This window comes from Streptococcus oralis (genome assembly GCF_003943825.1).
Lineage (GTDB): Bacteria > Bacillota > Bacilli > Lactobacillales > Streptococcaceae > Streptococcus > Streptococcus oralis_CD.
In genome coordinates this window covers 35812-60126 of sequence record NZ_RJNJ01000005.1, presented here as the reverse complement: position 1 = coordinate 60126, position 24315 = coordinate 35812, and the positions used below count along the sequence as shown (strand labels likewise).

The window sequence follows — 24315 nt, the reverse complement described above, 5'->3', positions numbered from 1 at the left end:
AGATGAAATTCGTATTTGATCTGGATGGGACGCTGTCTTTTGACTATATGACCATTGATGAGGAGATTAAGCAGGTTCTTTTAAAGGCTGAAGATTATGGGCACGAGATTGTGTTTGCTTCAGCTCGCTCTTATCGGGATTGTTTGGGCTTATTAGGTTCTGAACTCAGTCAGCGCTTAGTCATAGGTTTGAATGGTGGCGTAGCCTATCATTTGGGGAAGGCTATCTTCGAAAGGAATCTCGATACTAGAGTTTATCAGGCGCTAGTGGATTACTGCCAGACTTATAATCTCCCTTTCTTTGTAGATGATTGCTTTGACTATAGTGGACAGATTGTAGAGAAGATTCCATTTATTTCCAGTGTGGATCCCCTAAAGGTAGCTCGTCATCAGAAACTTGAGGACTTGGGTACTCCGATTAAGGTAGTCGTTTATATGGGTGATCATGAGGAGTTGCTTGATGATCTGCTTGGTCAGCTAGAAAGACTGGGGCTGGCTCATCTGTCCTATCATGCGCATGAAAAGTGCCTTTATGTTAATCCCTTGGATACTCATAAGGCGACAACTGTTGAAAAGTTATGCGGGGAGAACTTCATCGCTTTTGGAAATGACCAAAACGATATTGAACTATTTAAAACGTCTCTCTATTCTGTCCAGATAGGAGATTTTGCTGGCCTTACTCCATATGCAGATGACACGTTAGAGCTAAAAGGAGAACCTTCTCCATCAGTGGCAGCTAAAATCTTACAGACTTTTGCGGAATTTAAGGGAAAATAGTGTAGAAGGAGGTTCGAGCCTCCTTTTGTAGTATAATGGAGTGAGAGGGAAAAACGATGAAAGTGATTGATCAAGCTTTATTAGAAAAAGTCATTATTGAACGTTCTCGTAACAGCCATAAGGGAGATTACGGTCGCCTGCTCTTGCTAGGAGGAACTTATCCATATGGGGGAGCTATCATCATGTCAGCCATTGCAGCTGTCAAAAGTGGGGCAGGGTTGGTGACTGTTGGAACAGATAGGGAAAATATCCTTGCTCTACACAGTCATTTGCCGGAGGCCATGGCATTTTCTCTTCAAGACCAGCAATTGTTAAAAGAGCAGTTGGAAAAGGCAGAAGTTGTCTTGCTAGGTCCGGGTTTGCGAGAGGATGCATTTGGAGAAGAACTCGTAAAACAGGTCTTTGACAGCCTTAGAAAAGACCAGATTTTGATTGCAGACGGCGGTGCTTTGGGCATCTTAGCAAAAGCTCATTTGACATTCCCATCCAGTCAGCTCATCCTAACTCCCCACCAAAAGGAATGGGAAAGATTATCTGGTATAGTTCTTGACTATCAAAATACAGAGACGACTGCTAGAGCTCTTTCAGCTTTTCCTCAAGGAACGATTCTAGTTGAGAAAGGTCCAGCGACTCGTATCTGGCAAGCAGGAAAACCTGAATACTATCAACTGGAGGTTGGCGGTCCCTATCAAGCAACTGGTGGAATGGGAGATACTTTGGCTGGGATGATTGCAGGTTTTGCAGGTCAGTTTCCACATGTCAATCTCTATGAACGCGTAGTAGTAGCGACTCATCTGCACTCAGCAATTGCCCAAGAACTTGCTCAAGAAAACTACCTTGTCTTGCCAACAGAAATTAGCAAGACACTTCCGAAAACAATGAAAAAAATATCCCAAAAAGGCAACTAATTCCTTGGTTGTCTTTTTATATTGATGTCACTAAGCTGATAAGATTTTCAAATACCTCAGAACTGGCAAGCAACTGCTGAACTTGCGAGAAATTCTCACTTTTAAGGTCTTGATTTTTAATGAAACTCACATGTGAATTGAGATTGTTATCAAAGTTGAGGGGTGTCAAATCATGCTTTTTTTGATATAATTTTTAATGATGAATGCGAGAAATAATCGGTATGTTGTCGTTGATTTAGAGGCGACCAGCACCGGAAGCAAGGCAAAAATTATTCAAGTAGGCATTGTGGTGATTGAGAATGGTGAAATCATCAATCAGTATGCGACTGATGTCAATCCTCACGAACCCTTGGATTCTCATATCAAAGAATTAACGGGTCTGACCGATCAGCGTTTGGCTGCGGCACCAGAATTTTCTCAGGTGGCTGGCAAAATTTTTGAATTGGTTAAGGACGGTATTTTTGTTGCGCACAATGTACAGTTTGATGCCAACCTTCTTGCGGAATTTCTCTTTTTTGAAGGATATGAATTGCGTACACCTCGGGTGGATACAGTTGAGCTAGCCCAAGTTCTGTATCCTCAGTTTGAAAAATACAATCTAGGTATCCTTTGTCAAGAGTTGGGCATTGAGCTGGAACATGCCCATACTGCCCTGTCAGATGCTCAAGCAACAGCTGAACTCTTGCTTTACATGCGTCAAAAACTATTTGAGTTACCAAAAGGGCTCTTAGAAAGCTTGTTAAATCTTGCAGACAACCTTCTCTATGAAAGTTATCTGGTGATTGAGGAGGTCTATCAGCAACAATCTCTCTTATCTTCGCCAGACTTGATGGAGCTTCATGGGCTTTTCCTCAGAAAGGAAAGCAAAGCCTTAGTCCCACGAAAGTTATCCAAAGACTTTGCTAAAAACATTTCTTTATTGGGGCTGGAGGAGCGACCGCAACAGTTGGAATTTGCGGAGAAGGTTGAGCAATTATTGGAAGAAGACCAGACTTCCTTTATCCAAGCTCAAACGGGACTGGGCAAGACTTATGGTTATCTCCTTCCTGCTTTGAACTTGGAGAGTCAAACAGGTATCCTAGTGAGCGTTCCGACCAAAATTCTTCAAAATCAAATCATGCAAGAAGAAGGTCAGCGCTTAAAAGAGGTCTTCCATATGGAGATTCATAGTCTCAAGGGGCCTCAAAATTACTTGAAATTGGATGCTTTTCACCAAGTACTCCATCGGCCGGAGTCCAATCGTCTTTTCACACGATTTAAAATGCAACTGCTCATCTGGCTAACGGAGACAGAGACTGGTGACTTGGACGAAATCGGGCAACTTTATCGCTATCAGCATTTTCTGCCAGAACTAGTCCACGATGGCAAGCTTTCAAAGAAAAGTTTATTTGCCACAGAGGATTTTTGGAAACGAGGGCAGGAAAAGGCCAAGACCAGTCGTATTCTCTTGACCAATCATGCCTATCTGGTCACTCGTTTGGAAGACAATCCAGAGTTTGTCGACAACCGTTTGGTGATCTTGGATGAAGCTCAAAAAATGCTGCTAGCCCTTGAAAATCTAGCCCAGCAGGCTTACCGCCTTGAGGAACTTGTAACTCAAATTGAAAAGTCCTTAGAGTCAGTGGAGGATTTGGTTCAGAAACGCTTGCTTGAGAGTATCGGTTTTGAATGTCGATACTTGATGGAGCACTATCAATCAGGTCTTAAGAATGGAAAGTGGTTGGATTCTCTTGAAGAGTTGCGCCAGCATTTTTCGGAGTTAGCTCTCCCAGAGTATAGAGAGATTGCAAACTTTTTCACCTCGGACCGTGAATTTTGGCTTGCTACAGCAGAGAAATCGAGCAAGGATGTCTTGATTTGTTCAAGTAAAAAAGGCCGCTTTATACTAGCAGACTTATTGCCAGAAGATTGTAGACTTCTAGGAGTATCGGCCACTCTTGAAATTAGCAATCGGGTTTCCTTAGCAGATTTACTGGGATTCCCAGATGCTCCACTTGTTAGGCTTGATGTAGCAAAGCAGGAGCAACAAGAAGTCTATCTAATTGATGACTTTCCTCTCGTTACAGAAGTTTCGCCTTTTGATTATGCTAGTGAAGTGGCTTCTGTCATTCGAAGCTTACAAGCCTTTCAAGAACCCTTATTGGTCTTGTTTACCTCAAAAGAAATGTTGCTGGCAGTTTCGGACCTGCTCGACCAAGCGCATCTAGCTCAGTATAAAAATGGGGAACCAAGCCAACTGAAAAAACGTTTTGAAAAAGGCGAACGCAAGATCTTGCTCGGAACAGGTAGTTTCTGGGAAGGGGTTGATTTTTCAACCCATCCTTGCGTGATTCAAGTGATTCCGAGATTGCCTTTCCAAAATCCCCAAGAACCGTTAACTAAAAAATTAAACCAAGAACTGCGTCAAGAAGGGAAGAATCCTTTCTATGATTATCAGTTGCCGATGGCGATCATTCGGCTAAAACAAGCCCTGGGCCGTACTGTTAGACGATCCGACCAAGTTTCGGTTGCTGTGATTTTAGACAGTCGTGTAGTTAGCAAGCGTTACGGCAAACAAATCGCCCAAGCCTTGTCAAAAGAAAGGGCTGTTCAGGTTCTTTCTAGAGAACAGCTAGAGCCTGCTGTAGCTGATTTTCTCCAATCTCGTCGCAATAGAATGAAAGAAAAATCCAAGAAAGAGAAAAGGTAAAAAATATGAAACGTTCCTTCGACTCTCGAGTCGATTATAGCCTCCTCCTACCAGTGTTTTGTTTACTGGTGATTGGAGTAGTGGCCATTTATATAGCAGTTAGTCATGACTATCCAAATAATGTATTACCAATTCTAGGTCAGCAAATCGCTTGGATTGCCTTGGGGCTTGTCATTGGATTTGTGGTCATGTTCTTTAATACCGAGTTTTTATGGAAGGTGACTCCCTATCTTTATGGTCTAGGGCTAGCTTTGATGGTCCTACCTCTTGTTTTCTACAATCCAAATCTTGTAGCGTCAACAGGTGCCAAGAACTGGGTATCGATTGGTGGAACGACACTTTTCCAGCCATCGGAATTCATGAAGATTTCCTATATCTTGATGTTGGCTCGAGCCATTGTAAGATTCACTCAAAAACACAAGGAATGGCGACGGACTATTCCCTTGGATTTCTTATTGATTGGTTGGATGATCGCCTTTACCATACCAGTCTTGATCCTCTTAGCCCTACAAAGTGACTTGGGGACGGCCTTGGTCTTTGTAGCTATTTTTTCCGGTATGGTCCTCCTTTCAGGTGTTTCGTGGAAGATCATCATTCCGGTTTTTGCGACAGGAGTGACTGCAGTTGTAGGATTTATGGCCATCTTTATAAGCAAGGATGGGCGTGCCTTCTTGCATCAGATTGGGATGCCAACTTACCAGATTAACCGTATCTTGGCTTGGCTCAATCCCTTTGACTTTGCGCAAACAACGACATACCAACAGGCGCAGGGACAAATTGCGATTGGAAGTGGTGGCTTGTTTGGACAAGGTTTCAATGTGTCCAATCTCCTCATTCCAGTACGTGAGAGTGATATGATTTTTACGGTGATTGCTGAAGATTTTGGCTTTATTGGTTCAGTCTTTTTGGTTGCCCTGTACTTGCTTCTTATTTATCGGATGTTGAAGATTACACTTAAGTCAAACAACCAGTTCTACACCTATATCTCGACTGGTTTTATCATGATGTTGCTCTTCCATATCTTTGAAAATATCGGTGCCGTGACAGGCTTACTTCCTTTGACAGGGATTCCTCTGCCTTTCATTTCTCAAGGGGGATCCGCAATTATTAGTAACCTCATCGGTGTCGGTCTCCTCTTGTCTATGAGTTACCAGACCAATCTAGCAGAAGAGAAAAGTGGAAAAGTTCCATTCAAACGAAAGAAAGTCGTCCTAAAACAAATCAAATAAGGAGGCCACTATGGCAAAAGTAGCAGTTATTTTAGCCCAGGGGTTTGAAGAAATTGAAGCCTTGACAGTAGTCGATGTCTTGCGTCGAGCAAACATTTCTTGTGATATGGTAGGATTTGAAGAGCAGGTGACAGGGTCACATGGCATTCAGGTAAAAGCTGACCGTATCTTTGATGGCGATTTGTCCGACTATGACTTGGTAGTTCTTCCAGGAGGTATGCCAGGCTCAGCTCACCTACGAGATAATCAATCCCTCATTTCACAGATTAAAACCTTTGATCAAGCAGGAAAGAAAATTGCTGCCATCTGTGCAGCCCCAATTGCTCTTCATCAAGCAGGTATCCTGAAAGACAAGCACTTTACTTGTTATGACAGAGTTCAGGAGCAAATTACTGACGGAATTTATCAAAAGCAAACAGTGGTTGTTGATGGCAATCTAACAACTAGCCGAGGACCGTCAACTGCCCTTGCCTTTGCCTATGAGTTGGTAGAGCAATTGGGAGGAGATGCCGAAAGTTTACGAGACGGCATGCTCTATCGAGATGTCTTTGGAAATCAACAGTAAGACGAGAGTTCGGCTCTCGTTTTTTTATTTACTCCATTTCTAAAAAATGTTTCATATGATTGTCTTGCGATTTTATATCAAACTTTTATAAATCAATCAAGCTTTGTCTAGCATAAGAAGGAAATCAATCTCTAGAAATGTTAGTGTTTTCAAGTTGTTAGATAGAATACTTCAGATTGTTACTGAAATCAATAGTTTCATGAAAAAGATAGAATATTCAATAAATGCTATATTAAACGATCTTATCATGCGAATTAATCTGCTTGTATTAATTTGAAATATAAAGTACTTTCTCTGTAATATAATTGAAACGTGTTACTAGTATATTAAAATTAGTAAGAATTTTTTGCATATACGAAACTGGGGGAGTGATATGTTGGAAACTTTCGGAAAAATATTCAAAGTCATTAGAGAATCAAAAAAAATGTCCCTGAAAGAGGTGGCTGCTGGTGATATTTCCGTGGCTCAGCTATCCCGTTTTGAACGGGGAGTCAATGGGATCACACTTGATTCTTTTTATTGTTGTTTAAAAAATATGGCTGTTTCCCTAGAGGAGTTTCAGTATGTTTACCATAATTACATTGATTCAGATGATGTGCTGTTCTCAAAAAAAGTAGCTGATGCATATCAGGAAAACAATGTTGTCAAGCTCCAAAATATTTTGTCTAGCTCAGAAGCTTTGACCGAACAGTTTCCTGAGAAAAAAAACTATAAACTCAATACGATCATTGTCAGGGCCCTCTTGTCCTCCTGTTGCTCAGATTTTCAGATTAGCAAGAAGGATATAGAATTCCTGACGGATCATCTCTTTTCTGTTGAGGAGTGGGGGCGTTATGAACTCTGGCTTTTTACAAACAGTGTTGATTTGATGACCTTGGAAACGCTGGAAACCTTTGCTAGTGAGATGATCAATCGTACCCAGTTTTATAACAACCTACCTGAAAATCGTCGCCGTATTATCAAGATGCTACTTAATGTCATTAGCGTCTGTATAGAAGGAAACCATCTGCTAGTTGCTATGAGGTTTCTCAATTATCTAGACCACTCTAAAATCCCTGAAACAGATCTATATGATCGAACGCTGATTAAGTATCATAGGGCTCTGTATGCCTACAAGGTCGGGAATACTAATGCTCTCAGTGACATCGAGCAATGCCTATCTTTTTTTGAATTTTTAGATTCCTTTGGTGTTGCCCAAAAGCTTAAAGAACAGTTTGAAAGAATTTGCCTTTCATAGTTGTAGATGTGCAACAAAAAATGATCATTTTGAAAAATATACTAGAATAAGGGCATAACTTTATACTAAATTCAGAAGGAGGCTTTATGATGGAGAAAAAGATTCATTATAAGATGCATAAAGTTAAGAAAAATTGGGTAGCCATTGCTTTGACTACCTTGGCCCTTATTGTAGCACCAAAGGTACTTGGTCTAGAACCAGGCGTTGTCCATGCGGATGATGTAAAGCAGGTTGTAGTTCAAGAACCTGCTACAGCTCAGACTAGTGGTCCGGGTCAGCAAACTCCAGCCCAAGCAAACGTAGCATCTGAGCAAGAAGCAGAAAAAGCAACCCCTGCAGACAAGGTGACAGGCGATGCTGCTGCTAGTGATAAGTCTGCTAAACCAGCAGAAAATACAGAAGCAACAGTTCAAACCAATGCTCAAGAGCCTGCTAAACCAGCAGATACGAAAGAAGCATCTACAGAAAAGGCTGCTGTTGCAGAAGAAGTTAAAGCTGCTAATGCAATCACAGAAACTCCTAAAACAGAAGTAGCAGAGCAGAATAAACAAGCAGGGCCAACAACTGCCCAAGACCAAGAAGGCGACAAACGAGAAAAATCGGCTGTTGAAGACAAGATTGTTGCAAATCCAAAGGTTGCAAAGAAAGATCGCTTGCCCGAACCTGCTCAAAAACAAGGAGCAGTAGCTGAAAGAATGGTGGCAGATCAGGCTCAACCTGCACCTGTAAATGCTGACCATGATGATGATGTCCTATCTCATATTAAGACCATTGATGGTAAAAATTACTATGTTCAGGACGATGGTACAGTTAAAAAGAACTTTGCAGTTGAACTTAATGGTAGAATACTTTATTTTGATGCAGAAACGGGTGCCTTAGTTGATTCAAATGAATATCAGTTCCAACAAGGAACCAGCAGTCTCAATAATGAATTCTCCCAAAAGAATGCTTTCTATGGTACGACTGACAAGGATATTGAAACTGTAGACGGTTATTTGACAGCAGATAGCTGGTATCGTCCAAAGTTCATCTTAAAAGATGGAAAAACATGGACGGCATCGACAGAAACAGACTTACGTCCTCTTTTGATGGCTTGGTGGCCTGATAAACGTACTCAGATTAATTACCTCAACTATATGAACCAGCAAGGTCTGGGAGCAGGTGCTTTTGAAAACAAAGTGGAACAAGCTCTCCTGACAGGTGCTTCTCAGCAGGTTCAGCGCAAAATTGAGGAAAAAATTGGTAAAGAAGGCGATACCAAATGGTTGAGAACGCTGATGGGTGCCTTTGTCAAAACCCAGCCAAACTGGAATATCAAGTCAGAGTCTGAAACAACTGGTACTAAAAAGGACCACTTGCAGGGTGGAGCTTTGCTTTATACTAATAATGAGAAGAGCTCTCATGCTGACTCTAAGTTCCGTCTGCTTAACCGTACCCCTACTAGTCAAACAGGTAAACCTAAGTACTTCATTGACAAGTCAAACGGTGGTTATGAGTTCTTGCTCGCTAACGACTTTGACAACTCTAATCCAGCTGTTCAGGCCGAACAACTCAACTGGTTGCATTTTATGATGAACTTTGGAAGCATCGTAGCCAATGATCCGACTGCTAATTTTGATGGAGTTCGTGTCGATGCGGTGGACAATGTCAACGCAGACTTGCTCCAAATCGCATCTGACTACTTCAAGTCTCGCTACAAGGTGGGAGAAAGTGAAGAAGAAGCCATCAAGCATTTGTCTATCTTGGAAGCTTGGTCTGATAACGATCCTGACTACAACAAAGATACTAAAGGCGCTCAACTAGCAATTGACAACAAGCTACGCTTGTCCTTGCTTTATTCATTCATGCGTAATCTATCTATCCGTAGCGGAGTAGAGCCTACGATTACAAATAGTCTAAATGACCGTTCTTCTGAAAAGAAAAATGGCGAACGGATGGCTAACTATATCTTTGTTCGGGCTCATGACAGTGAAGTACAAACCGTTATTGCTGACATCATCCGGGAAAATATCAATCCAAACACGGATGGTTTGACCTTTACTATGGATGAACTCAATCAAGCCTTCAAGATCTACAACGAAGATATGCGCAAGGCAGACAAGAAGTATACGCAGTTCAACATTCCAACTGCTCATGCCCTCATGCTCTCCAATAAAGACTCTATCACTCGGATCTACTATGGTGACCTCTATACCGATGATGGTCAATACATGGAGAAAAAATCTCCTTACCACGATGCTATTGATGCCTTGTTGCGTGCTCGTATTAAGTATGTAGCAGGTGGACAAGACATGAAGGTCACTTATATGGGTGTACCTCGTGAGGCTGATAAATGGTCTTACAATGGTATTTTGACTTCTGTCCGCTACGGTACTGGTGCCAATGAAGCAACAGATGAAGGAACAGCAGAAACTCGTACTCAAGGGATGGCTGTGATTGCTTCAAACAACCCTAACCTCAAGTTAAATGTATGGGATAAACTGCAAGTCAATATGGGAGCAGCCCACAAGAATCAATACTATCGCCCTGTGCTTTTGACGACCAAAGATGGTATTTCCCGCTATCTAACTGACGAAGAAGTGCCGCAATCGCTCTGGAAGAAGACAGATGCTAATGGTATTTTGACCTTTGATATGAATGATATTGCAGGCTACAGCAATGTACAGGTTTCTGGATATCTGGCTGTTTGGGTACCAGTTGGCGCTAAGGCAGATCAGGATGCTCGTACAACAGCAAGCAAGAAGAAAAACGCTAGTGGTCAAGTTTATGAATCTAGCGCAGCTCTTGATTCTCAGTTGATTTACGAAGGCTTCTCTAACTTCCAAGACTTTGCAACCCGCGATGACCAATATACCAATAAAGTCATTGCTAAAAATGTCAACCTCTTCAAGGAATGGGGAGTAACTTCATTTGAGCTACCACCTCAGTATGTATCTAGCCAAGACGGTACTTTCTTAGATTCTATCATTCAGAATGGTTATGCCTTTGAAGACCGCTACGATATGGCCATGAGCAAGAACAATAAATATGGTTCTTTAAAAGATTTGCTCAATGCTCTCCGTGCTCTTCACAGTGTCAATATCCAAGCCATCGCGGACTGGGTACCAGACCAAATCTATAACCTACCAGGCAAGGAAGTGGTAACAGCAACACGTGTCAATAACTATGGAACCTACCGTGAAGGTTCAGAAATCAAGGAAAAACTCTATGTAGCTAATAGTAAGACCAATGGGACTGATTTCCAAGGTAAATACGGTGGAGCTTACTTGGATGAGCTTAAAGCTAAATATCCAGAGATCTTTGAACGAGTACAGATTTCCAATGGTCAAAAGATGACAACAGATGAGAAGATTACCAAGTGGTCGGCTAAGTACTTCAATGGTACCAATATCTTAGGTCGTGGTGCTTACTATGTTCTTAAAGACTGGGCTAGCAACGACTATCTCACTAACAAAAATGGCGAGATAGTATTGCCTAAGCAATTAGTTAATAAGAATGCTTACACAGGATTTGTTAGTGATGCCAATGGTACTAAGTTCTATTCAACTAGTGGTTATCAAGCTAAAAATTCCTTTATCCAAGATGAAAATGGAAATTGGTATTACTTCGATAAACGAGGTTATCTTGTAACAGGTGCTCATGAAATTGATGGCAAGCACGTTTATTTCTTGAAGAATGGTATTCAACTTCGTGATTCTATCCGTGAAGATGAAAATGGTAATCAGTACTACTATGATCAAACTGGTGCCCAAGTTCTTAACCGTTACTACACTACTGATGGTCAAAACTGGCGTTACTTTGATGCCAAGGGCGTTATGGCTCGAGGTCTTGTCAAGATAGGAGATGGACAGCAATTCTTTGATGAAAACGGCTATCAGGTTAAGGGCAAGATTGTGAGTGCTAAGGATGGCAAACTTCGTTACTTTGACAAGGATTCAGGGAATGCTGTTATTAATCGTTTTGCTCAGGGTGATAACCCAAGTGATTGGTACTATTTCGGAGCAGATGGAGTTGCTGTGACAGGTCTTCAAAAGATTGGTCAACAAACACTTTACTTTGACCAAGATGGCAAGCAAGTCAAGGGTAAAATCGTGACACTTTCAGATAAGAGTATCCGTTACTTTGATGCCAACTCAGGAGAAATGGCAGTCGGCAAGTTTGCAGAAGGTGCCAAGAGCGAATGGTATTACTTTGACCAAACTGGAAAAGCAGTGACAGGTCTTCAAAAGATTGGCAAACAAACACTTTACTTTGACCAAGATGGTAAGCAAGTCAAGGGTAAAGTGGTAACTTTGGCTGATAAATCCATCCGTTACTTTGATGCCAACTCAGGAGAAATGGCAGTCGGCAAGTTTGCAGAAGGTGCCAAGAACGAATGGTATTACTTTGACCAAACTGGTAAAGCAGTGACAGGCCTTCAAAAGATTGGCAAACAAACACTTTACTTCGACCAAGATGGCAAGCAAGTCAAGGGCAAAATCGTGACACTTTCAGATAAGAGTATCCGTTACTTTGATGCTAACTCAGGAGAGATGGCAACCAACAAGTTTGTCGAAGGTTCCCAAAATGAGTGGTACTATTTTGATCAAGATGGAAAAGCAGTGACAGGCTTGCAGCAGGTTGGTCAACAGACTCTCTATTTCACGCAAGATGGCAAGCAAGTTAAAGGAAAAGTTGTTGATGTGAATGGGGTTAGTCGATATTTCGATGCCAATTCAGGGGATATGGCTCGAAGCAAATGGATTCAACTTGAAGATGGAAGTTGGATGTATTTTGACCGCGATGGTAGAGGTCAAAACTTCGGAAGAAACTAAGCGAATTTAGCTCAATAAAAATCAAGCTTTATCTGATGATATACAAAAACGATAACACCTTAAAAGGATGTTATCGTTTTTTGCCTGTTTGGAGAATAAATTACAATTGAAAGGAAAGATGGAATCATTGGAAACTGAAATGAATTAACAAGAGATTCCATATTGGAATAATCTTTTTCTGCTCTCTATTGTGGTATTCAAAGCAATGAGGATTCTATTTTTAAAGTTTGGAAATCCAAAATCGTTTCGTTTGCGAATAATGACGCGGTTGTTAGTAGTTTCTATTTTTTTATTTGTACATTTGAGATAGGAAAGATTTTGCTTGATTATTCATAGAGGAGCAATTCTTCACAAAAAGGCTCCATCGATGCAATAGTGTTTTACTATCTATAGAAATTATAGAGCCGAAAAATCTAGGAAATCATCGCCTTTTTCATAAAAAAATGGTATAATGAAGGGTATGAAATATCACGACTATATATGGGATTTAGGTGGTACCCTATTGGATAATTATGAGACTTCTACTGCAGCCTTTGTAGAAACCTTAGCCCAATATGGAATAGAGCAAGAACACGACCGTGTTTACGAAGCTTTGAAGGTTTCGACAGCTTTTGCCATCGAGAAGTTTTCACCAGATATCGAGGATTTTTTAGAGAACTACAAAGAAAATGAAGCGCGTGAGCTAGAACATCCAGTTTTGTTTGAGGGAATTCCAGAATTACTCAAAGACATTTCGGACAAGGGTGGTCGCCATTTCTTGGTTTCTCATCGAAATGACCAAGTGCTAGAACTTCTTGCTAAGACCCAGATAGCGAACTACTTCACCGAGGTGGTGACTGCCAGTTCTGGCTTTAAACGGAAACCAGATCCTGAGTCCATGATTTATTTACGTGATAAATATCATATTACATCTGGTTTGGTCATTGGTGACAGAAATATTGATGTAGAAGCAGGTAAAGCTGCTGGCTTAGATGCCTATCTTTTTAATAACGTTGCGACATTGAGACAAGCAATAGACATGTAAGAAAAGGGAAAAAATGACAGAAGAAATCAAAAATCAACAGGCACAAGATTATGATGCCAGTCAAATTCAAGTTTTGGAGGGACTTGAAGCTGTTCGTATGCGTCCAGGTATGTATATTGGATCGACTTCAAAAGAAGGTCTTCACCATCTAGTATGGGAAATCGTTGATAACTCAATTGACGAAGCCCTAGCTGGATTTGCCAGCCACATCCAAGTCTTTATAGAGCCAGATAACTCCATCACTGTTGTGGATGATGGGCGTGGAATTCCTGTTGATATTCAGGAAAAGACAGGACGTCCCGCTGTTGAGACCGTCTTTACAGTTCTTCACGCTGGAGGAAAATTCGGTGGTGGCGGATACAAGGTTTCAGGTGGATTGCACGGTGTAGGTTCATCAGTAGTAAATGCCCTCTCAACTCAACTAGATGTTCATGTTCATAAAAACGGTAAGATTCATTACCAAGAATACCGTCGTGGTCATGTTGTTGCTGATCTTGAGGTGGTTGGAGATACGGATAAAACGGGAACAACAGTTCACTTCACACCAGATCCAGAGATTTTTACAGAAACAACAACTTTTGACTTTGAAAAATTAAACAAACGTATTCAAGAACTAGCCTTTTTGAATCGAGGCCTTCGAATCTCCATCACAGATAAGCGTGAAGGTCTCGAACAGACTAAACATTACCACTATGAAGGTGGAATTGCTAGCTACGTTGAGTATATCAACGAAAATAAGGATGTTATCTTTGACAAACCAATCTATACAGATGGTGAAATGGAAGATATCACAGTTGAAGTAGCCATGCAGTACACAACCGGTTACCACGAAAACGTCATGAGTTTCGCCAATAACATTCACACCTATGAAGGTGGTACGCATGAGCAAGGTTTCCGTACAGCACTGACGCGTGTTATCAACGATTATGCCCGCAAGAATAAACTGCTAAAAGACAATGAAGACAACCTGACAGGGGAAGATGTTCGTGAAGGTTTGACTGCTGTTATCTCTGTTAAGCATCCAAATCCGCAGTTTGAAGGACAAACCAAGACTAAACTGGGGAATAGTGAAGTAGTCAAGATTACCAATCGCCTCTTCAGCGATGCCTTCTCCGATTTCCTCATGGAGAATCCACAGATTGCCAAGCGCATCGTGGAAAAAGGGATTTTGGCTGCCAAGGCTCGTGTAGCTGCCAAGCGTGCGCGTGAAGTCACTCGCAAGAAATCGGGTTTGGAAATTTCTAACCTTCCTGGAAAACTAGCAGACTGTTCTTCAAATAACCCAGCTGAAACCGAACTTTTCATTGTCGAAGGAGACTCAGCTGGTGGATCAGCTAAATCTGGTCGTAACCGTGAATTCCAAGCTATCTTGCCAATTCGTGGTAAAATCTTGAATGTTGAAAAAGCTAGCATGGATAAAATTCTTGCTAACGAAGAAATTCGAAGCCTTTTCACAGCCATGGGAACAGGATTTGGTGCAGAATTTGATGTCACTAAGGCTCGTTACCAAAAACTCGTTTTGATGACCGATGCCGATGTTGATGGAGCCCACATTCGAACCCTCTTACTGACTCTGATTTACCGCTATATGAAACCAATCTTAGAGGCAGGTTATGTCTACATTGCCCAACCACCGATTTATGGGGTTAAAGTTGGAAGTGAGATCAAAGAATACATTCAACCTGGTGCAGATCAAGAAATTAAACTCCAAGAAGCCTTAGCACGTCACAGTGAAGGGCGTTCAAAACCAACCATCCAACGTTATAAAGGTTTGGGAGAAATGGATGACCACCAATTGTGGGAAACAACCATGGATCCTGAACATCGCTTGATGGCGCGTGTTTCGGTAGATGATGCTGCCGAAGCAGATAAAATCTTTGATATGTTGATGGGGGATCGAGTAGAACCTCGTCGCGAATTTATCGAAGAAAACGCTGTTTACAGTACACTTGACGTCTAAAAAATGTGGGAAATAGTTCCCTTGGTTTAAAAAATATGATATAATCATTACGATTGTTTCTAGTATAAAAGGAGTTTGATATGTCTAATGGACAACTAATTTATCTAATGGTTGCGATTGCAGTCATTCTGATCTTAGCTTATGTAACAGCCATCTTTTTACGTAAGCGTAATGTAAGCAGATTAACGGCCCTTGAAGAAAGAAAAGAAGAACTCTACAACCTTCCTGTAAATGATGAGGTTGAAGCCGTTAAAAACATGCACTTGATTGGTCAAAGCCAGGTGACCTTCCGTGAATGGAACCAAAAATGGGTTGATTTATCTCTGAACTCATTTGCTGATATTGAAAATCACCTCTTTGAAGCTGAAAGCTACAACAATTCTTTCCGTTTTTTCAAAGCTGCTCACAAGATTGATCAAATTGAGAGCCAAATCGGTTTAATTGAAGAAGATATTGCAGCTATTCGCAATGCCCTTTCTGAACTTGAAAAGCAAGAATCTAAGAATAGTGGCCGTGTCCTTCATGCCTTGGACTTGTTTGAATCCCTTCAACATACCGTTGCAGAAGATTCGGAGAAATATGGTAAGGCCCTTCCTGAGATTGAGAAACAATTGGAAAACATTCAATCTGAATTCTCTCAATTCGTTACCTTGAACTCATCAGGTGACCCAGTTGAAGCGGCAGCAATTCTTGATTCAACTGAAAATCATATTCTCGCTTTGACACACATCGTTGAGCGAATTCCAGCTCTTGTTGAAACCTTGACAAAGGAACTGCCAGAACAATTGGCAGATTTGGAAGAAGGCTATCGCAAGCTGTTGGATGCCAACTACCACTTTACAGAAACAGATATTGAATCCCGTTTCCAACTTTTGCATGAGTCTTTGAAAAATAATCAAGAAAATATTCGTCAGTTGGAATTGGACAATGCAGAGTATGGAAATAATCGCATCCAAGAAGAAATCAACGCACTTTATGATATCTTCACTCGTGAAATTGCAGCTCAAAAAGTGGTTGAAAGTCTTCTTTCGACATTACCAACTTATCTCAACCACTTGAAAGAAAATAATCAGGTGCTTGTTCAAGATCTTGAACGCTTGACTAAAACCTACCTTCTTCCTGAAAGCGATGGAAATCATGTTCGTCGTCTTCAAGCAGAATTGGTTGCACTTGATACGGCAATCATGGAAGTGACAGAGGATCAAGGTGAGTCAACACAAGCCTACTCTGCTCTTGAAGAACAGTTGGAAATGCTTCAAAGCAACCTCAAGGATATAGAGGATGAGCAAATCTCTGTTAGCGAACGACTTGCGCAAATTGAAAAAGACGACCTCAATGCTCGCCAAAAAGCAAATGTCTATGTGAACCGTTTGCATACTATCAAACGTTACATGGAGAAGAGAAACTTGCCAGGTATTCCTCAAAGTTTCTTGAAACTTTTCTTTACTGCAAGTCATAACACAGAAGATCTGATGGCAGAGTTAGAACAACCACAAGTGAATATTGAATCGGTTAAACGAATTCTTGAAATTGCAACAAATGATATGGAAGCACTTGAAACAGAAACCTATGATATCGTTCAATATGCAACCTTGACGGAGCAACTCTTGCAATACTCAAACCGTTACCGTTCATTCGATGAACGTATCCAAGAAGCATTCAACGAAGCGCTTGAAATTTTTGAAAAAGAGTTTGACTACCAGGCATCATTTGAAAAAATTTCACAAGCCTTGGAAGTTGCTGAACCGGGGGTTACAAACCGTTTTGTCACTTCATATGAGAAAACACGTGAAGCGATTCGTTTTTAAAAATAGAAGCTTAGAAGATTTCTAAGCTTTTTTATTTTCCTAAAAAAAGACAGAATCCCTGTTTATCATTGAAATAATAGCCTCGATTTGATATGATGGAAATATGAAAAAAAATAGAGCGAAACGTGTTTCTCACGATAAAACGAGAAGGATATTGCTTTCCCTTGTTGGAATCTTAGGAATTGCTACGATTCTATTAGGGAGTGCTATTGGTTATAAGCTACTACAAAAGCAATCTTACGAACAAAAAATTGAAGCGCTGAAGAGCGAAAAGGACCAGCAATTCAACTCTGGTAGTCAGAAGGACCATTTCCGAAAAGGTCAAGCTGAGGTGATTGCCTACTACCCTCTGCAAGGAGAGGAAGTCATTGCGTCTGTTAGAGAAAAAATCAACCAGGATATTAAAGAAAAGCTGGAAGATAAAGAGGACTTGGTCTTTTATTATAGTGAGCAATTGGATCCCGTCTTAAAGGGAGTTGTTGCTCGTAATGTCAGCAAGCAAGTCTACGATTTGTCTGCATCAAAGGTTGAAGAAAAAGAAAAGACTTCTTTAGGGAAAATTTTCTTGACCGAAGATGGGAAAGCTTTTGACCTCAGTAAACTCTTCAAAGATGCAAGTAAGGCTAAGGAACTCTTACTGAGTCAAATCAAATCAACTCTAGAAGATAAGAAACTTGACCAGGCAAAAATTGATCAAGTTATAAAGAGCTTCACAGACCAAGAATTGACATCTTGGAGCTTTGATTATAAGGATAGTCAAATCATCCTTTATCCTGCTAATGCTGGAGAGACTGTTGAGGAAATTGCTTTGCCAATATCTAGTTTCTTTGATGTCATTGAGTCCTCTTATCTATTAGAAAAGGATGCTGAACTTTACCAAACATACTTTGCTAAGAAAAATAAAAAAGTTGTAGCCTTGACCTTTGACGATGGCCCAAATCCAACTACAACCACGCAGGCTTTGGATACTTTAGCTAAATATGGTGTAAAAGCAACCTTCTTTGTACTTGGTAAAAACATTGCAGGTAATGAAAATCTTCTAAAACGAATGAAATCAGAAGGTCATGTTGTAGGAAACCACAGCTGGAGTCATCCCGTTCTTTCACAACTTTCGCTCGAAGATGCTAAAAAGCAAATCACTGATACAGAAGATTTGTTAACTCAAGTTTTAGGATCAAGCTCTAAACTGATGCGCCCACCTTATGGTGCCATCACTGATGATATTCGAAACGGCCTTGATTTAAGCTTCATCATGTGGGACGTGGATAGTTTGGACTGGAAGAGTAAAAACGAGACAGCCATTTTGACAGAGATTCAACGTCAGGTTCGCAATGGTTCCATCATCCTCATGCATGATATTCATGGTCCTTCTGTTAATTCTCTACCAAGTGTTATTGAGTATTTAAAGGGTGAAGGGTATACATTTGTGACCGTTCCTGAATTACTCAATTCTCGCTTAAAAGCTCACGAGATCTATTACGATCGTGATCAATAATTTTTAAAATCTAAAGGGGCAAGTGTTCTGATAATCAGGATTTTGTTTCTTTAGATTTTCTTCACATAGAAAGGAAAAACGATGAAATCTTACACCCTTAATAATGGAGTTTCAATTCCTGTACTAGGATTTGGAACATGGAAAGCTGAAAATGGAGAGGTAGCCTACCAAGCCGTTTTAGAAGCTTTAAAGGCCGGCTATCGTCATATCGATACTGCTGCTATCTATAAAAATGAGGAGAGCGTTGGTCGTGCTATTCGAGATAGCGGTCTTCCAAGACAAGAAATCTTTGTAACGACCAAACTCTGGAATACCAATCACAGCTATGATGAAGCTCGCCAAGCATTTGAAGAATCAATGGAAAAACTGGGATTGGATTATCTAGATTTGTACCTTATCCATTGGCCAAATCCAAAAACTTTAAGAGAAAATGACGAATGGAAAACTCGTAATGCTGAAGTCTGGAGAGCGATGGAGGACCTTTACCAAGAAGGCAAAATCCGCGCTATCGGCGTTAGTAATTTCCTTCCTCATCATTTGGATGCCTTACTTGAGACAGCAAGAATCATCCCAGCGGTCAATCAGGTGCGCTTGGCACCAGGAGTTTATCAAGAGGAAGTGGTTGACTACTGTAGAGAGAAAGGAATTCTCTTAGAGGCTTGGGGACCTTTTGGCCAAGGAGAGTTGTTTGAACAGAAAGAAGTCCAAGAAATTGCTGATAAGCATGGGAAATCAGTGGCTCAAATCTCCTTGGCTTGGAGTTTGGCAGAAGGATTTTTACCCCTACCCAAGTCAGTGACAGCCTCTCGTATCCAGAGCAATCTTGACTGTTTTGGGATTGAACTCAGCAAAGACGAGCGAGAAGTCTTAAAGACAATTTCAGTGACTTCGGGCGCACCTCGTGTGGATGAGATGGATTTTTAATTTTTAAAATCGATTTATACCGAAGTAACAAAGACTAGGAATTTTAAATCCTAGTCTTTTTGTGTATAAAAAATCTAAATTGTTTGTATAATGAAATAATTTTATAGATTGAAATATAGGAACGAATTTAAAAAAACTTTGGTTTGATGGAGCAAATAACACGAATGATAAAATTAAATAAGTAAAATATATACGTAAATATTACATTTTTGTGACAATTCAGATTTTTATGAAAATTTATGATTATTTGAGTTATAATAGGTATACTTTAAAGAAAAAGGAGATTATTTATGAATAGACGACAACGTTTTTCATTACGGAAATACAAATTTGGTCTTGCTTCAGTTTTATTGGGAACTGCATTGGTTTTTGGAGCAAGTCAAGTCAGTGCCAATGAGCAGAGTACAGGGGAAAAGCAAGCTCAAACTCAGGAAATTAAGACAGAGCTAAAAGACGATAAACACTCAAGCTCTTCAACTGACCAAACCAATAATAATGGGATAGCTCCAGTAGTTGGAGAGAAACAAGAAGCTGAAACTTCTAAAGAGGATGCTAGTAAACAAGATGCTAAGGTAGAAGCTTCGGTTGATAAAACTGCTGAAGCCCAAGAATCAGGAAAAGATAGCGCAGTTGCAAAAGAAGAAAATCAAGGTGTCGTCCAAAAAGAAACAACAGTCGCTACCAGTCCGGCGCCTGCCACAGAGAAGGCTTCTGAGTTGGAGAAAAAAGAGGCTCAAGCAACGACAGCTCCTAAAACTACTGGAGAAACGGCAACTACTGAAAAAGAACAAGAAAAAGCTGAGTCTGCAAAACCCAATAGTCTTTCAAGCAATGATATCATCACAGTACCAAAAACTTGGAAGGCTGGTTACAAGGGGACGGGGACCGTTGTTGCCATTATTGACTCTGGGCTTGATTTGAATCATGAGGTTCTTCGAATTTCAGACCCGTCAAAAGCAAAATTTAAAAACAAGGAAGCCATCGAAGCAGCTAAAAAGGCTGCTGGAATCGATTACGGTAAATGGTATAGCGATAAGGTTGTCTATGCCTATGACTACTTTGACGGAACGGATAAGATCAAAGAAGCAGAAAGAACTTCTCATGGGATGCACGTAACAGGGATTGCGGCTGGAAACCCTGATAAAGAAGCACCAAATGGTGAAAAGGTCTATGGTGTGGCGCCAGAAGCCCAAGTCATGTTTATGCGTGTCTTTTCAGATCGCCAAAAAACGACCAGTTCAGCCCTTTATGTAAAGGCGATTGATGATGCAGTTGCCTTAGGAGCAGATGCCATTAATATGAGTTTGGGATCTAGCACTGGTTCTATGGTGGATGCTGGTTCCGATATCGTGGATGCCATCAAACGGGCTCGTGCCAAGGGAGTATCTGTTCTTATCTCAGCAGGAAATAGCAATACATTCGGAAATGGTTATTCAAAACCACTAGCCGAAAACCCAGACTATGGCTTGGTTGGAAATCCATCCACTGTTGAAGACTCAATTTCAGTTGCTTCTGTCAACAACAAAACATTGACAACAGCGGTTTTTGAAGTTAAAGGTCTAGAGGGAAATGCCGGCCTTCATAACGGAAAATTTGATTATAGTCAACCTGAAGCAGATAAGGACTTTGAAAAAGGAAAAGAGTACGAATACGTCGAAGCAGGGTTAGGTCGTGAAGAAGACTTTGCGAAGTTGGATTTAACTGGGAAACTTGCCCTCATTCAGCGTGGAGCTATGAATTTTTCAGAGAAGATCAAAAATGCACGAAAACACGGTGCAGTTGGTGCTTTGATCTACAATAATGTAGAAGGTGCAAACATCAATATGTCTATTGATGATGAAGCAAAGAAAATTCCTTCTGTATTTATTTCTAAACAGTATGGTGAAGCCTTAAAATCAGGAAACTACAAGATTGTTTTTAATGGTAAGATGGATAATCGTCCTTCTGATGTAGCCAATCAGCTATCTGACTTTTCAAGTTGGGGAGTGACTACCGATGGACAATTGAAACCAGACGTGACAGCTCCTGGCGGCAATATCTACTCATCCTTTAATGACAATACCTACGGTAGTATCAGCGGAACCAGTATGGCGGCTCCTCACGTTACGGGTGTTGCAGTTCTGGTTAAGGAATACCTTCAAAAACACCATCCAGAATTGACTCCTGAGCAAGTATCAGAGACTGTCAAGGCCTTGATCATGTCAACTGCAAAACCACATGTTAATAAGGACACAGGAACTTATACCTCTCCTCGTCAGCAAGGTTCTGGTATTGTGGATACAGCTGCTGCAGTTTCAACCGACCTCTATGTAACAGGTGAAAATGGTTATCCAAGCGTGACTTTAGGAAATGTTGGAGATCAATTTACTTTCAAGGTCACTGTACACAATATTTCAGATACTGACCGTACTCTCAAGATGGTGGTGAATACCAATACAGACGAAGTTCAAGATGGAAAATTCACCCTTCGACCTCGAAAATTAACAGAGACAGTCTGGCCTGAAGTGACGGTCAAAGCCCACAGCAGTCAAACAGTCACTGTTAAAGTAGATGCTCGAAAATTTGCTGCTGAACTCAGCAAACAAATGCCAAATGGCTATTTCCTTGAAGGGTTTGTTCGATTTGTAGATCCAGCAGATGATGGGGATGTTGTGAGTCTTGCATTTATGGGCTTCCGAGGTGAATTCCAAAATCTTCCCGCTGTCGAAAAACCAATTTACAACCTTGTTCGAGAAGGAAAAAATGGATTTTACACGGAAGTAGACAAGGAAAATCCTGCCGTTAACTACTCTAATGATGCTACCTATCTCGCAACCTTGCAAAATGACCTTCTAGTGTCTAAAGGTCAACGCCAAGGACGCCGAATTACTGTTCTTGGGATTGAACAAAATGCTGAAGGTAAGCATGTTCTTCAGTTGGACGAAAAAGGGAATGTCCGTATTGCTATTTCTCCAAACGATGATGGAAACAAAGACCTAGTTGAATACAAAACGGTTGCTTTGAGAAATCTTGTAAATCTTCGGGCTACAGTTTATGCGGCTACGGATACCAAGCATGAACATCCTATTTGGGAGGGCGATGCAAAGGATCTTCGTAAGAATTTTTTTGATGGAGACAGTAGAAATCTGAAGAGTTATATTCTAGATAATACCGCTTGGAGAGGTCAGGATTTTGATGGCAATGCTGTTGCAGATGGTTTATATGACTATGTTATCAGTTATACACCAGACGTTCCAGGAGCTAAAGAACAATACACGACCTTTAAAATTCAAATTGATACTCAAAAACCTGTCATCACAAGTGGTTATATTCGCTTTAAAGATGGAAACCAAGAATTCGTAGCTCGCAAACCAAAAGATGTGGGTCAAGGCGGTATCCTTTCAGAAAAAGTCTTCTACCTCACACCATTTGACCAGAAAGGGACCATGGTTCTATCTGGGAAAGACCAGTCTGGAACTCGTGCGCTTGAGAACACCCATCTGATTAAGGCCAATGCTGACGGTAGTTATACACTTCCTAAGGATGTTGATAAGGCTAATATTTACTATCTTGTTGAGGACTATGCAGGAAATGTAGACTATATCTCGCTTGCCGAACTTGTGCGCGATCAAAATAGTGGTCGAGTGAAAATTGCCTTGAAGGATGCAAAAACAAACCAAGATATTGATACCCTCTACGTCTATCGAATCAAAAATAGCAAGGGACAATATGTTGATGTTGACAAGACAAAAGCGATTCATTTCTTACAGTTTGGTCATTATACAGCAGAAATTTTCAGTTATGACCGAACAGAATTGAAATTTATCAGTGCCTTATCCCAAGAGTTTGACTTGACGGAAGAAAACAGTTTCCAAACCATTACCTTCCTAGCAAATCTCCTAGAATATGCACCAGTGTCTGTTTCCTTCAACCAAGCAGTTCCAAAGACGACTACAGTAGTTCTGAAAGGAGAAGATGGGACAAGGATCACTCTTCCTGCTGAAAAATACGGTCAATACGCCTTTGGTAAGAAAGTTGCTACAGGTCGTTATACTGTAGAAGTCACCTTGCCAACTGGATATGAACTCCTTGAAGATCTCGTTTCCTTGCTCGTTCAGCCAGGTCGAAATAATGCTTTGCGTCTATCTGTTGTGTCTAAGTTGGCCTTGATTGCTGCGGTAAATCAACAAAAAGAACTGGTAGAAATGTCTCGTTACTTTAATAGTAGTGCAGATAAGAGAAAAGCTTATGACCAAGCTTTCCAAGTGGCACAGTCAGCCTTGTCAAGCAAATTAAAGCAAGAATTGATTGATGGCATTCTCGCTAGTCTTGAGGCTGCTGGTAAGGCTTTGGATGGAAAAGATTCGAACGTTACAGCCTTGAAAGAAGCTATGAAAGCTTACTACGCAACGACTAAAACTGGACGATATGCGAATGCCAAGGAAAAAGTACGTCGAGCTTATGATCGTGCCTTCCAAGAAATCGCCTTACTAGCTGTGGATCCTAAAGTTAAACAGGATCAAATTGACCAATCTCTCATTGCCCTAGCAACAGCTAAAAGCAAACTGAATGGCAAAGCTACAGACTTCTCTAGTCTAAAGAAACTGGTCAAAGATGAACGCCTTTTCCAAGAAAAGAACGCGAGATTTATCTATGCTGACAAGAAAGAAAAAGCAGCTTATCTTCTAACATTTAAAGAGGCACAGGAACTCCTTAAAGATCCAGGAGCGAGCCAAGAAGATGTCAAAGATGCCATTACAGCATTGAAACAAGCCAAGAGAAATCTACATGGCAAAAAACCAAAAGCGAAAAGACATCCTTAAACAGGACTTTCTGAAGCTTTACTATTAAATGAGTCTGGAACTTTGTTTTCAGACTCATTTTTGGTTTACACTAGCTAGAAAATC

The 24315-nt window shown here is 40.8% G+C and carries 13 protein-coding genes; all 13 read left to right on the top strand.

Going from position 1 to position 24315, the window contains the following annotated elements; translation table 11 throughout:
• The first annotated feature begins 2 nt into the window (after positions 1 to 2).
• The 13 genes from D8863_RS05535 to D8863_RS05475 all read left to right on the top strand — a co-directional run bounded on the left by D8863_RS05535 (position 3) and on the right by D8863_RS05475 (position 24231).
• Complete coding sequence (locus D8863_RS05535) at positions 3 to 776, top strand: HAD hydrolase family protein (RefSeq protein WP_125441335.1); 774 nt, start codon at positions 3 to 5, stop codon at positions 774 to 776.
• Positions 777 to 832: 56 nt separating this feature from the next.
• Positions 833 to 1684, top strand: coding sequence for an NAD(P)H-hydrate dehydratase (locus tag D8863_RS05530; protein WP_125441334.1), 852 nt, complete (start codon positions 833 to 835; stop codon positions 1682 to 1684).
• Between the two features lie 199 nt (positions 1685 to 1883).
• Positions 1884 to 4373: a bifunctional DnaQ family exonuclease/ATP-dependent helicase gene (locus tag D8863_RS05525; RefSeq protein WP_438827525.1), complete on the top strand. Its 2490-nt coding sequence runs from the start codon at positions 1884 to 1886 to the stop codon at positions 4371 to 4373.
• Positions 4374 to 4378: 5 nt separating this feature from the next.
• Positions 4379 to 5602, top strand: coding sequence for an FtsW/RodA/SpoVE family cell cycle protein (locus tag D8863_RS05520; RefSeq protein WP_125441332.1), 1224 nt, complete (start codon positions 4379 to 4381; stop codon positions 5600 to 5602).
• 10 nt (positions 5603 to 5612) lie between these two features.
• Positions 5613 to 6167, top strand: coding sequence for a DJ-1 family glyoxalase III (locus D8863_RS05515; RefSeq protein WP_125441331.1), 555 nt, complete (start codon positions 5613 to 5615; stop codon positions 6165 to 6167).
• A gap of 373 nt (positions 6168 to 6540) precedes the next feature.
• Positions 6541 to 7404, top strand: a complete 864-nt coding sequence (locus D8863_RS05510; protein WP_044021065.1) for a helix-turn-helix domain-containing protein — start codon at positions 6541 to 6543, stop codon at positions 7402 to 7404.
• An 86-nt stretch (positions 7405 to 7490) separates the two neighbouring features.
• Positions 7491 to 12218 carry a glycoside hydrolase family 70 protein gene (locus D8863_RS05505; RefSeq protein WP_125441330.1) on the top strand — a complete coding sequence of 1576 codons (4728 nt, stop codon included), beginning with the start codon at positions 7491 to 7493 and terminating at the stop codon, positions 12216 to 12218.
• A 460-nt stretch (positions 12219 to 12678) separates the two neighbouring features.
• Complete coding sequence (locus D8863_RS05500; RefSeq protein ID WP_312023391.1) at positions 12679 to 13242, top strand: HAD-IA family hydrolase; 564 nt, start codon at positions 12679 to 12681, stop codon at positions 13240 to 13242.
• A 13-nt stretch (positions 13243 to 13255) separates the two neighbouring features.
• Positions 13256 to 15202, top strand: coding sequence for a DNA topoisomerase (ATP-hydrolyzing) subunit B (gyrB, locus tag D8863_RS05495; protein ID WP_125441328.1), 1947 nt, complete (start codon positions 13256 to 13258; stop codon positions 15200 to 15202).
• Positions 15203 to 15282: 80 nt separating this feature from the next.
• Positions 15283 to 17010 carry a septation ring formation regulator EzrA gene (ezrA, locus tag D8863_RS05490; protein WP_125441327.1) on the top strand — a complete coding sequence of 576 codons (1728 nt, stop codon included), beginning with the start codon at positions 15283 to 15285 and terminating at the stop codon, positions 17008 to 17010.
• A 103-nt stretch (positions 17011 to 17113) separates the two neighbouring features.
• Positions 17114 to 18505, top strand: a complete 1392-nt coding sequence (gene pgdA / locus D8863_RS05485) for a peptidoglycan-N-acetylglucosamine deacetylase PgdA (RefSeq protein ID WP_125441326.1) — start codon at positions 17114 to 17116, stop codon at positions 18503 to 18505.
• An 81-nt stretch (positions 18506 to 18586) separates the two neighbouring features.
• Positions 18587 to 19429, top strand: coding sequence for an aldo/keto reductase (locus tag D8863_RS05480; RefSeq protein WP_125441325.1), 843 nt, complete (start codon positions 18587 to 18589; stop codon positions 19427 to 19429).
• A 290-nt stretch (positions 19430 to 19719) separates the two neighbouring features.
• Entirely contained in the window at positions 19720 to 24231 is a 4512-nt protein-coding gene (locus D8863_RS05475; RefSeq protein ID WP_125441324.1) for a S8 family serine peptidase, read from the top strand.
• The last annotated feature ends 84 nt before the right edge of the window (positions 24232 to 24315 follow it).

What these genes read in the sequence shown, in the direction of transcription:
- D8863_RS05535 (WP_125441335.1), top strand. Translation starts at nt 3, where the DNA reads ATGAAATTCGTATTTGATCTGGATGGGACGCTGTCTTTTGACTATATG.
- D8863_RS05530 (WP_125441334.1), top strand. Translation starts at nt 833, where the DNA reads ATGAAAGTGATTGATCAAGCTTTATTAGAAAAAGTCATTATTGAACGT.
- D8863_RS05525 (WP_438827525.1), top strand. Translation starts at nt 1,884, where the DNA reads ATGAATGCGAGAAATAATCGGTATGTTGTCGTTGATTTAGAGGCGACC.
- D8863_RS05520 (WP_125441332.1), top strand. Translation starts at nt 4,379, where the DNA reads ATGAAACGTTCCTTCGACTCTCGAGTCGATTATAGCCTCCTCCTACCA.
- D8863_RS05515 (WP_125441331.1), top strand. Translation starts at nt 5,613, where the DNA reads ATGGCAAAAGTAGCAGTTATTTTAGCCCAGGGGTTTGAAGAAATTGAA.
- D8863_RS05510 (WP_044021065.1), top strand. Translation starts at nt 6,541, where the DNA reads ATGTTGGAAACTTTCGGAAAAATATTCAAAGTCATTAGAGAATCAAAA.
- D8863_RS05505 (WP_125441330.1), top strand. Translation starts at nt 7,491, where the DNA reads ATGATGGAGAAAAAGATTCATTATAAGATGCATAAAGTTAAGAAAAAT.
- D8863_RS05500 (WP_312023391.1), top strand. Translation starts at nt 12,679, where the DNA reads ATGAAATATCACGACTATATATGGGATTTAGGTGGTACCCTATTGGAT.
- gyrB (WP_125441328.1), top strand. Translation starts at nt 13,256, where the DNA reads ATGACAGAAGAAATCAAAAATCAACAGGCACAAGATTATGATGCCAGT.
- ezrA (WP_125441327.1), top strand. Translation starts at nt 15,283, where the DNA reads ATGTCTAATGGACAACTAATTTATCTAATGGTTGCGATTGCAGTCATT.
- pgdA (WP_125441326.1), top strand. Translation starts at nt 17,114, where the DNA reads ATGAAAAAAAATAGAGCGAAACGTGTTTCTCACGATAAAACGAGAAGG.
- D8863_RS05480 (WP_125441325.1), top strand. Translation starts at nt 18,587, where the DNA reads ATGAAATCTTACACCCTTAATAATGGAGTTTCAATTCCTGTACTAGGA.
- D8863_RS05475 (WP_125441324.1), top strand. Translation starts at nt 19,720, where the DNA reads ATGAATAGACGACAACGTTTTTCATTACGGAAATACAAATTTGGTCTT.